Raw genomic sequence first — 11,683 nt, forward strand, 5'->3', positions numbered from 1 at the left:
CATGTGGGAGCGAGCCTGCTCGCGAAGAGGCCCTTACCGGCGCCCTATCAACCTCAGGCGATCACAATTCCATCGGCACTGAGGCTATTCAGCGCCACCCCGACCAGCGTCACCGAGTCAGCGCCAAACTTCAGCACCGTGTCCTGCCCCACTATCGAGGCATGCGCGCGGAAGTCATCATTAGGCAACACACCCTGCACGCCAAGGAACACCAGTTTGTCATTGGCCGTAAAGCCAACCACCCGATCCTGACCGAACGCGCCATTGAACAGGAACGTATCCGCCCCGCCCCCAGACTCCATCAGGTCATTGCCGGCGCCACCGACAAACACGTCGTTGCCGACGCCGCCAATCAAATGATCGTTGCCATCCAGACCAAACAACCAGTCACCGCTGGCATTTGCCTTGAGCGTGTCGGCGCCGCTGCTGCCCTTCACGCTCGATTCATAGGCCGTGACATTGTTGCCAACCTTCAAGCCGCTAGCCGTGACGCTGTGGGTCACGTCGTCCTTGAACAGCCCCCAGAGAAAACCTGGCTCCTTGGTGACGATGCTGCCGATGTCGCGGGTGATGCTGATCCCACCGTTGGCATCGCGCACGTACAGATTGCCGGCGCCATCGTTGGCGAAGTCGAAAGTGTTCACCGATTTCTGCAAGTCGAGGGTGTTGTTGCCGGCGCCACCGAGAATCACGTTGTAGCCGCCACCGTCACGGAACGTGTCGTTGCCGGCGCGACCTTCCAGATAGTCATTGCCGCTGCCGCCCTGGATCAGGTCGTTACTGTCGCTGCCGAAGATGAAGGTGCTGCCCTTGTGGGTTTCGGCGTTGCGGTTGAGGTCCTGCACCCAGGTGTTGGCCCGCGCCGGGTCCGACAGGTTGGCGACGATGATCGTCGAGTCCTTGCTGGTCAGGTCGTAGAACTTCGACTCGATAATGCGGTTCATGCCGTCGCCGTAAGCGGTCGGCAGGTGCGAGATCCAGGTCGGGATGTTGAGGATAGAGAACGGCAGCAGATTCCACGCGGTCGAGGCGTAGTGATCGTTGAAGCTGACGATGTTGTCGGTGGCCGATTCCTTGGGCGCGTCGTGCACGCCGACCGAGGCGCCGGTGAAGGTCGAGCCGTCGAGGGCGCGGAACACCGGATCGTTTTCGTAACCGACGTTGAGCACCTTGTCGGTGCTGCTCTGGGTCGGCGAGGCGTAGGCGATGTAGTTGGAATCGGCGAAGAACCCGCCCCACTTGCCGCCACTCAGGTCAGCCATGCTGTTGACCGCCAGCCCGCCGAGGCTGTGGCCGCTGACCAGCACGTCTTTGCCGCTGAGGCCATTGGCCTTGGCGAACGCCACCACGTCATTGAGTAGATTGCCGAACGCTTCGCCGACGTAATTCTTGGCGTAGTCCTTGGGACCGAACGCTGCCAGCAGATCGTTGATCACGTCGCCGATGGAATCGAGGATCAGGTTTTCCCGCGGCCCGCTGGTGCCGCGAAAGGCGATACCGATTTCGGTGAGATGGCCCTGGGCGTCGTACTTGCCGAGGATTTCCACCTGAGCGGTGGTGTAACCGGCCTTCTCACCGAAGAAGGTTCCGCGCGCGTCGGTCTTGCCGTCGTAGCCCAGTTGCGAGGCGGTGATTGGTGTCCAGCCAGCCTTTTTCACGGCGTCGAAGGCGAGTTTTTCCGAGTCGGGATTCCACGGAATACCGGGAATCACCCCTTGCGAATCAGTACCGCCGAGCAGCGCGGTGACCAGCGTGGCGGGCAGGCCGAGACCGAAGCCGTTGTGCTGATAACCGGCGGCAAAGCCGTTATCGAGGTTGTGATAGGAATACAGCGTGATCGCCATGGCATCGCTGAACAGCGCCTTGGAATCGGCTGTGCCGAAGTTCTTGTAGTCATACACACCCATTGCTATTGCCTCTCTTTTGTTGGAATTGTCAGAGATAGCTCACAGCCAGGGCGCCCCTCACGGGCACGCCCCGGAGCATTTCAGTACTACTTGTTGCTGTTTACTGTGGGAGCGAGCCTGCTCGCGAAGGCGGTGTGTCAGGTACGAATACTTCAACTGACACTACGCATTCGCGAGCAGGCTCGCTCCCACATTGGATCTACGCGAACATGAAACTGGAGTCCGACAGGTTAGCCACTCCCACCCCGACCAGGGTCACGGCATATTCGCCAATCTTCAGCACGGTATCGGCCCCCGACTGCACAGCATGCTGCTTGTAGTCGTAGCCCTGCCCCGCGCCTTCGACGCCCATGAACACCAGTTTGTGGCTGCCCTGGTAGCCGTTGATCGCGTCGAAACCGAACGCGCCGCTGAACAGGAAGGTGTTGTTGCCACCCACCGCCGTCATCACGTCGTTGCCGGTGCCGCCGACGAAGGTCACGTGGCCCTTGTCGCTGATCAGCTTGTCATCGCCACCCAGCCCGAACAGCCAGTCACCGTCGGCGCTGGCGTGCAGCGCGTTGCCATACGCATCGCCGTTGAGCGAATGGGTGTACTGGGTCAGTTCGCTGCCATTGGTCAAACCCTTGGCCGTGACGCCCCAGGTGATTTCCTTGCTGCCCCACCACGAACCCGACTCCTTGCTCACCAGCGCGCCGATGTCGCGGGTCATGCTGATGCCGCCGTAGGCGTCGCGCACGTATAGCGTGCCGTCTCCGTCGTTGGCGAAACTGAAGTTCTGCAGCGGTTTCTGCAACTCGAAGGTGTTGTGGCCCTGACCACCGAGGAGGATGTTGAAACCACCGTCATCGCGGAAGCGGTCATCGCCGCCCAGGCCTTCGAGGAAGTCGTTACCCGCCCCGCCCTTGAGCCAGTCGTTGCTCTGCGTACCGATGATGAAGGTGCTGCCGGTGTGCGGCTCGCCGCTGCGCCCCAGATCCTCGACCCAGGTCTTGCCCCGGGACGATTCCTCAAGGTTGGAGACGATGAGGGTCGAGTCCTTGTGCGTGAGGTTGTAGAACTTCGAATCGATCACCCGGTTCAAGCCATCGGCATACCCGAGCGAGCTGTGGGCCGACCAGTTCAGCGGATTGACGATGCTGAACGGCACCAGGTTCTGCGCGGTGGACGCATAGTTGTCAGTGAAATTGACGATGTTGTCGGTGGTCGACTCGTGCGGCCCGTCGTGCTTGCCCAGCGAACCGCTGCTGAACGTGGTGCCGTCCAACGCACGGAACACCGGATCGTTTTCGTAACCGATGTTCAGCACGTTATTGCCGGTGCTGCTCTGGGTCGGCGAAGCGAACGCAATGTAGTTGGCATCCTTGAAGAACCCACCCCAATTGCTGCCGCTCAACTCGGCCACGCTGTTGACCCCGAGGCCACCTAGGCTATGGCCGCTGAACAACACGTCCTTGGCGGCGATGCCGTTGGCGATGGCAAACGCGGCAACGGACTTGAGCAGGTTGTCGAAGGCATTTTTCGCGTAGTTGCTCGCGTAATCCGATGGCCCAATGGCGGCCAGCAGGTTGTTTTTCATGTCGCCGAAGGTGTCGCTGTAACCCAGCCCGCCAGTGCCGCGAAAGGCCACACCGATGCCGATCAGCTTGCCGCCGGCGTCGTACTTGCCGAGCACTTCAGCCTCGGCGCTGGTGAAGCCGTCCTTCTCACCGAAGAACGTGCCTTGCGCGCCGACCTTGCCCTGATAGCCCAACGCCGTGGCGCTGAGCGGTTTCCAGGCGGTGGCCGGCAACGGCTGGCCGGTTGGCGTGTAGGCATACAGCGTCAGCGCGATGGCGTCGCTGTACAACGCTTTGCCGTCGGCATTTTTATAATCGAACAATCCCATGTTGTGCTCTCTCTTCCTTCAAAACCGGCAGCCCCCAAGGGACTGCCGGCACGCTTTTAGAACTGCCAGTCGAGGGTCAGACCCACACCGTGGTCTTTCTCGTTGTTACCGATCAGTCCGTTGTAGTCCAGGTTGACCCGGACATCGCGATTGAGCGCCAGCCCGGCACGCACGCCGACCACTGCCGCATCACGATCCATCGACACACTCTGCACGGTGAACGCGCTGTTGCCATTGGCGAAGGCCAGGTGGCTGTCAGCATCGACACTGCTCAGGTTGTGCTGCCAGCCGAGGGTCGCGCCCAGTTCCAGCTGATGTTTGTCCGACAGCGCGAAGCTGCGCTTGGCGCGTACGCCAAGAGTCGACAGCACCACATCGCGGTTGTCTTCAGAGCTCTTGAGCGCCGCCGCATCACCCTTCTCGGTGAAGCTGTCGGTGTTCAAGTGCACGTACGACAGGTTGGCGAACGGCTCCAGATTCATCGGTTGCAGGCGCAGATCGTAAGCCGCTTCGGTGAACACCTGAGTGGTCGCCGCATCGTGCTTGGTTTTCTCTTTGCCATTGACGCCCGCGAACTGCAGATCACGCTTCACGTCCACGCGATGCCAGCTGTAAGCCGCACCGGCGGTCAGACGCAACGCATCGATCTGATGCCCCAGGTACGCACCCAGGTGGTAGCTGTCGACCGAGGCCGAAGAATGCGTACCGCCGCCCATGTTCAACGAACTGTCGCTATAACCGGTAACGAAACCCAGACGGGTATCTTCAGCGATCAGGCCGTCGACACCGGCCAGCAGGCCGCCAATGGAGCTGTTGGAGTCGGCGTTTTCGTGGCCGCCATCGCTCTTGCCCCACGAACCCAGCACCTTGACCCAGGTGTTGCTGCGGTCGTCGGTCGGTGCGTTGGCATTGAACAGATCGCGCTCACGCAGACGCTCGCCCACCGCTTCACGCAGGTAGCGGCTGTCGTTGATCAGCATCGTCCCAATGGCGGGATGAATCTCGCCGGAGAGTTGCTGGAAGGCTTGTTGCGCCGAGGCCGCGCTCGGCGACAGCAGCAGGGTTTCGAACAGCGCATTGCCCGCGCCCAGACGCTCGGCAGCCGCGCCGACCGCACGCTGATTCGGCGTCAGGCCGACACTGGCGAACGACGCGCCGTTGCGCCCGACGTCCAATTGCACGCCGTTTGCCGAGTACGCCAGGGTGCCGCCGAGGAACGCGTAGTTCGGCAGCACTTGCCCGAACTGGCCTTGGATGCCACCGGCCGCTTGCAGGATGTTGAACTGCGAACCCAGCAGGCTCTTCACTTCAGTCGTCGTCAGCAAGGTCGGGCTGTTTTCCAGCGACAAACTGACCGTGGCGCCATCAATCACCGCTTTGCCACCGGCAACGATCTGGTCGCTGCTGGTCGGTGAGACTTCTACCGCGTAGGTCGAACCGCGCTCGAAGGTCACGTCACCGGCGACGTTCAGCGTGCCGATCGAATTGCCCGGGGCGACGGTACCGCCGCTTTTCGCGGTCAGTGCACCGATGCGGCCGTTACCGCCGAGGATGCCGCTGTCGTTGACCGTGACCGCCGAAGCCAGCGAGCCATTGATCGCCAGACGCCCCTGATTGACCAGAGTCGGGCCGCTGTAGCTGTTGTTGCCGGTCAGCACCAGCGTGCCGATGCCCTGCTTGGTCAGGCCGCCGTGACCGGAAATGTCGTTGCGCCAGGTGTCGAGGCCACAAGTGATGTCGGTGCACAGGCGCTCGGTCGGTTTGCCCTTGTCGATGATCGCGCCGATGCCCGGCAAGTCCGCGACAAACTGCCCGGAACCGTAGGCACCCTGGATGCGGAACTCTTCCGGGATGTCCTGCTCGGTGACGAACATCGCCGGGCCGTCGATGCCTTTGCGCAGGTTGATCATGCCCCAGCCGTACAAGGCGTCGATGCCCGGTGCGCCGAGGTCGGTCGCGGTGGTACGCAGCACCGTGGCGACCTGATCGCCCGTCATGTACGGGAAGCGCTCCATCAACACCGCCATCGATCCCGCCACATGCGGTGCGGCCATCGAGGTGCCGTTGTAGTTCTTGTAGCCGGTGGTCAGGTTGTCGGCGTTGGTGCCGCTGATGATCGAGCTGTAGATCTGCGTGCCCGGCGCCGAGACGCAGAAGCTCGCGGTGTAGCCGCAGCGCGAGGAAAACGTACTCATGATGTACGGATTGGCGCTGGCCAGATCAGGGTTCTTCTGCAACGCGGCGACGGTGATCCAGTTCGGCGCGATGTCCGGCACGAAGTAGCCGAGGCCGGCGATGGCGTCCGGGTTGTTCAGGTTGTAATCGTTACCGGCGGCGAAGATCGTCACGATGCCGCTGCGGGCGGCGGCGATGGCGCCGTCGTAGGCGCCGCCGGGCTTGGTGCCGAGCAGCGTGCGGATTTCGTTGAACTGCAATTGCGCGTCGTTGACGGTGAAGTGCGGATACGCCGGGTCGCGGCCGCCGAGGTCGAACCGGTCAGTGATGCCAATGCCCCAGCTGTTGTTGATGATCCGCGCGCCACTGGCGATCAGCGCATCCCAACCGGCCTTGTACACCGCGCCGTCGTTGCCACGGACGATGCCGTCTTCCGGGCCCGGGTCACCGTTATCCGCGCTGATGATCTGCGCACCGAACGCCACGCCGTGCATCGGCCCGCCGTCACGGCTGCCGGCAGCGATGCCACCGACGTGGGTGCCGTGGGCACCGAGCTTGCCGTCGGAACCGACCGAGGGCGAACCGTCATAACGGAACGCATCGCCGGCTTTGACCGGGATGTACGGGTCGGTGTATTCGCGGATCCCGCTGGTGACCAGGGTGATGACTTTATTGGCACCGGAAAACTCCGGGTGCGCGGCATACACCGGCTGGTCGAAGATCCCCAGTTTCACACCTTTACCGGTGTAACCGGCGGCGTAGGCGTGATCCGCGCCAATGGCGCCCAAGCCCCATTCCGCCTGGAACTCGGCGCTGCGCCAACTGGCGGGATCGCCGCTGCGGCCGCTTTCCACGTAAGGCGCCGCGTGCGCGGTGCCCCAGGTGGTCAGCGCACAAATCACGGCGCAATTGAGGGTTTTCATGGCGAAGCGACCGCCCGTTTGCGCGGGGGTTTTGTTGTTATTCATCCAGCGACCTTCCTTAGTGTTGTTGCGAAAAATCCGTCTACTTCAATCTCATGAATGCTGCTTTGTGTGGCGAGGGAGCTTGCTCCCGCTGGGGCGCGAAGCGGCCCTGTGCATTCTTCCAGTCGAACCCGGCTCATCGGATTTACGACTGCTGCGCAGCCGAGCGGGAGCAAGCTCCCTCGCCACAGGTATGTGCCCACAGCGCCTACAGGGGACGTATTCACCCTCCGTCAGAACTGCCAGTTCAGGCTCAGCCCCACGCCGTGGCTCTTCTCGCGGTTGGCCAGTTGTCCGTTGTAATCGAGGTTGACCCGCACGTCCTTGCTCAATGCCAGGCTGGCTTGTACGCCGACCAGCGCCGCGTCACGGACCAGTGCCGAACTCTCGACCGCGTACGGTGTGCTACCGCTGGCGAAACGCAGATGTTGTTCAGATTCGATGTCGCTGAGGCTGTGCTGCCAGCCGAGATGCCCGCTCAGGTCCAGCGCCTGCGCGGCCGACAGGTTGAAGCGCTTGACCGCGCGCACACCGAGGGTGCTGAGCACTGCGTCGCGTTGATCGCCCGAGCTTTTCAGCGCCGCTGCATCGCCCTTTTCGGTGAAGCCTTCGGTATCCAGATGCACGTAAGCGAGGTTGGCGAACGGCTCCAATGCCAGCGGTTGCAGGTTCAGCCGGTAAGCCGCCTCACCGAAGACCTGCGTGGTGGCCGCATCGACCTTGGCTTTCTGTTTGGCGCTGACGTCGCCGTATTGCAGATCGCGTTTCACATCGGCGCGATGCCAGCTGTAGGCCGCGCCGGTGCTCAGGCGCCAGGCGCCGATTTCATGTCCGGCGTAAGCGCCGAGGTGATAGCTGTCGACCTTCGCCGACGAATGCGTGTCCGAGCCCATGTTCAGCGAGCTGTCGCTGTAACCGGTGACCAGACCGATGCGCGTCTGCTCGTCCAGCGCGCCGTCAACACCGGCGAGGAGACCACCGATTGAGGTGCTGTAGCGCGAGGTGTCGTTACCGGAGTTGGTCGAACCCCAGGCACCGAGGGCCTTGATCCAGCCATTGCTTTGCGTGGCGTTGGCATCGTGCAGACGTTCGCCGACCGCGTCGCGCAACTGGCGGCTGTCATTGATCAGCATCGAGCCGAGCGCCGGGTAGATTTCGCCGCTCAATTGCTGGAAGGCTTGCTGCGCCGAGGCGGCAGACGCCGACAGCAGCAGGCTTTCGTACACCGAATTGCCGGCGCCGAGGCCTTCGATGGCGGCCGCCACCGCACGCTGATTCGGGGTCTGCCCGACGCTGGCGAACGAGGTGGCGTTGCGCTGAATGTCGAGCTGAATGGCGTTGGCCGTGTAGTCGAGGTTGCCGCCGATGAACAGGTAATCCGGCAGCACCGCGCCGAACTGGCCCTGAATACCACCGGCCGCTTGCAAAATGTCGTACGAATGGCCGAGCAGGCTGCGGGTTTCAGTGGTGCTGAGCAGGGTCGGACTGTTTTCCAGCGACAGGCTGACCGTGGCACCGCTGATGCTCGCGCTGCCGCCAGCGACGATGCGGTCGCTGCTGGTCGGCGACAGCTCGACCGCGTAGGTCGAGCCTGGGGCGAAGGTCACGTCACCGGCCACGTTCAAGGTGCCGATGGAATTGCCCGGCGCCACGCGGCCGCCGCTGTTGGCGAGCAACGAGGCGATCCGCCCGGAACCGCCGAGGGTGCCGCTGTCGTTGACGGTCACCGCCGAGGCCAGCGAGCCGTTGACGCTCAACAAGCCGCCATTGACCGTGGTCGGGCCACGAAAGGTGTTGTCGCCGGTCAGCAGCAAGCGCCCTGCCCCGGATTTGATCAGGCTGCCCTGATAGACCCGCGTCGCCGCTGCGGCATCGCGCGCCATACCGACCGCGTAGTCGGTCTGATCCTGCTGAGTGGCACCGGCCGGAATACCGTTCTGCCAGCCCTTGTCCTGCAAGGTCTGCTGCCAGGCGCCGTGTTCGGCGAGGTCTTCGCGCTGGCGCTGAATTAATGCCTTGTCGGAGATGTCATTGCTCCACACATCGCTTTGCCCGGCCGCCAGGTTGGCATCGAACGCGCCAAGCAACTGCCCCGGCCCGCGCATCGCCCGGTTCAGGTTGGCCACGCCCCAGCCGACCCGCTCGGTCGGCGCATCGGTAACCGAGCCGTCGAGTTGCGTGGCGGTGGTCAGCAGCACTTCCAGCGCCTGCTGATTATTCATGTACGGGTAGCGTTCCATCACCAGCGCCAGTGCCCCGGTGGCGTGCGGCGCGGCCATCGAGGTGCCGGACTTGATCGCATAATCGCCACCCGGAATGGTGCTGTCGATCTTCGCCCCCGGCGTGGTGATGCACCAGTATTTGGCGATGCCGCACTGGTTGTACTTCTGCTGATTGCTCTGATCCAGCCCGGAAACCGCCAGCCAGTGGCCTTCGAGGTCCGGCTGAAAGTACGGCAGCGCCGAGCGCACGCTGGCGTTCGGGTAGCCGCTGTTGCCGGCGCTGAACACGTTGATCACGCCACGGCGCGAGACATCCGCCGCCGCGTCGAGCCAGGTGCCCTGATTCCAGTGCTGGGCGTAAGCGGCATGCAGATCGGCCAGGGTGCGATAGCTGACATCCGGCGGCTGACTGCCCCAACTGTTGTTGATCGCCCGTACGCCGGCAGCGGCCAGAGCGTCGTAGGCCGCTTTGAAATAGCGCGGATCGGGTTTCGGGCCGAACAGAAAGCTGTCGTTGTTGTTGGTGTTGCCGACGTAGATTTGCGCGTTGTACGCCACCCCGTGCATGCCGGTGCCGTCACGGCTCGCGCCCATGGTGCCGACCACGTGGGTGCCGTGGGAATCGTTGTTGGGGTTGAGGGTGCCGTTGACGTTGAACAGTGAGCCGTCGACGTAACTGCCGAAGGCCAGCACCGGGTGATAGCGGTCGCTGGCGAACTCGGGATGGGCGGCATCGAAGCCGGAGTCGAGGGCGCCGATCTTCACGCCTTTGCCGGTGATGCCGGCAGCGTAGGCCTGATCCGCCTGCATCCGCGCAAGGCCCCAGTCACGCTGGAATTCGGCGCTGCGCCAACTGGCGGGATCGCCGGGCTTGCCGGTTTCAAGGTACTGCGCATTGGCTTGCGCGATGGAAACTGCGAGCAACAGAGTGCCGACCGCTGCCGGCTTGATGCGTACTTCCATGTTCACCACTCACTTTTCTTATGTTTTTGTTATGACCCGTTTCGCCGGGCGAGCACTTCTTGAAATATCGAGCGAGTCTATTTGTGGCGAGGGAGCTTGCTCCCGCTGGCTGCGCAGCAGCCCAAAATCTTGTGAGCGCTACGCACTCAAGCGGGAGCAAGCTCCCTCGCCACAGGTTCGGTGCCAAGCATTAACGCGGGTTGCTTTTCGGGCCTTGTCCGAACGCCTCATCCACCCGCGCCAGATCCTGTTCGTTCAACGTCCCTGCGTAGTAATGCAGCTTGGTCCAGGCCATCAAGTAGTCGTAGCGCGCCTGCGCCAGATCGCGGCGGGTGGTAAACAGTTGCTGTTCGGCGTTCAGCGCATCGAGGTTCGTCCGTTCACCGCCAAGAATGCTTTGCTTGGTCGACACCACCAGCGCTTCAGCCGAGGCCAGGGCCTTCTGGTAGGCGCGCAGTTTGTTGACGCCCGACAGGCAGGCGCTGAACTGGCGGCGCAGTTCGATCAGCGTCTCGCGGGTCTTGCCGTCGAGTTCGTATTCCGCCTGCTCCATGGTGCGGCTGGCCTGACGGGTCGAGGCCGATACCCCGCCACCGGCATACAGCGGCACGTTGACTTCAAAGCCGATGGTGTTGGTGTCGTAGCGCTGGTTATAGGTGTTGCCGCTGTCCGATTCAGTCTTGCGGATCGACGCGTAGGCACTGACTTTCGGCAGGTGCCCGGCGCGGTTGCGCTCGACTTCGTACTTGGCCACTTCCACCGCCTGGCGTTGCGACGCCAGATTGGGGTTGTTGCTGATCGCCAGTTCATGCCAGGTGTCGTAGTTGGCCGGCATCAAGGCGAAGGTCTGGAAATTCTGATCCAGTGGCGCCAGCTCGCTGATGTCCACCGTCTGCACGCCGACCAGCGCCCCCAGTTCACGCAGCGCCGCGTCCTGCTCATTGCGCGCCTCGATCTCTTCGGCGGTCGCCAGTTCATAGCGCGACTCGGCTTCGAGAATGTCGGTGCGCGTGCCCTCGCCCTGCTTGAACATGTGCTCGTTCTGCTGGAACTGCTGCTCGTAAGCCTTCTTTTTGGCCTGGGCGATGTCGATCTGATCCTGAGCGAACAAGGCTTTGGTGTAGTTGTCCAGCACCCGTACCAGCAGCTCCTGACTCTTGCCGCGAAACGCTTCGTCGGCGAACAGCGACTGCGCCACGCCTTTGCGATACGCCGCGTAGGCTTCGTAGTCGAGCAACGGTTGCTGCAAGGTCAGCGTCGAGCCATAGCTGTTGTAGTTGCGGTCTTCGGTCAGGTTGCCGCGAGCGGTCAGTTGCGTGGCCTTCGAGGTGTTGTGACCCCGGTTGTAGTTGTAACCCAGTCTCGGCAACAGCCCGGCACGGCCGATGGTGCGGTTTTCCAGGCCCGCGTCACGCTCCTTGATCGCGCCGAGGAACACCGGATCGTTGCGCAATGCCTGTTCGTAGACTTCGAATGGCCCCATGGCCGCCAGCGCGCTGTTTCCTGCGAGCAGCGCGAACGCTGCTCCCAACATCGAAAGCTTATTCATACAGCCGAACATCC

The 11,683-nt window shown here is 62.7% G+C and carries 5 protein-coding genes; all 5 read right to left on the reverse strand.

Annotation, left to right across the window (positions count from 1 at the left end):
- Window positions 1-53: 53 nt before the first annotated feature.
- Complete coding sequence (locus ACOYXG_RS13630; RefSeq protein WP_460352250.1) at window positions 54-1,907, reverse strand: polyurethane esterase; 1,854 nt, start codon at window positions 1,905-1,907, stop codon at window positions 54-56.
- Window positions 1,908-2,106: 199 nt separating this feature from the next.
- Window positions 2,107-3,795 carry a polyurethane esterase gene (locus tag ACOYXG_RS13635; RefSeq protein WP_460352252.1) on the reverse strand — a complete coding sequence of 563 codons (1,689 nt, stop codon included), beginning with the start codon at window positions 3,793-3,795 and terminating at the stop codon, window positions 2,107-2,109.
- A gap of 56 nt (window positions 3,796-3,851) precedes the next feature.
- A complete protein-coding gene (locus tag ACOYXG_RS13640; protein WP_460352254.1) occupies window positions 3,852-6,938 on the reverse strand; it encodes an autotransporter domain-containing protein in 3,087 nt (1,028 codons plus the stop codon).
- Window positions 6,939-7,168: 230 nt separating this feature from the next.
- Window positions 7,169-10,120: an autotransporter serine peptidase EprS gene (eprS, locus tag ACOYXG_RS13645; RefSeq protein ID WP_460352256.1), complete on the reverse strand. Its 2,952-nt coding sequence runs from the start codon at window positions 10,118-10,120 to the stop codon at window positions 7,169-7,171.
- A 190-nt stretch (window positions 10,121-10,310) separates the two neighbouring features.
- The gene (locus ACOYXG_RS13650) at window positions 10,311-11,681 is read right to left on the reverse strand and encodes a TolC family outer membrane protein (RefSeq protein WP_027612784.1); all 1,371 of its coding nucleotides are present in this window, start codon (window positions 11,679-11,681) and stop codon (window positions 10,311-10,313) included.
- Window positions 11,682-11,683: the final 2 nt, after the last annotated feature.

The sequence above is a fragment of the Pseudomonas sp. G3-39 genome (assembly GCF_054790485.1).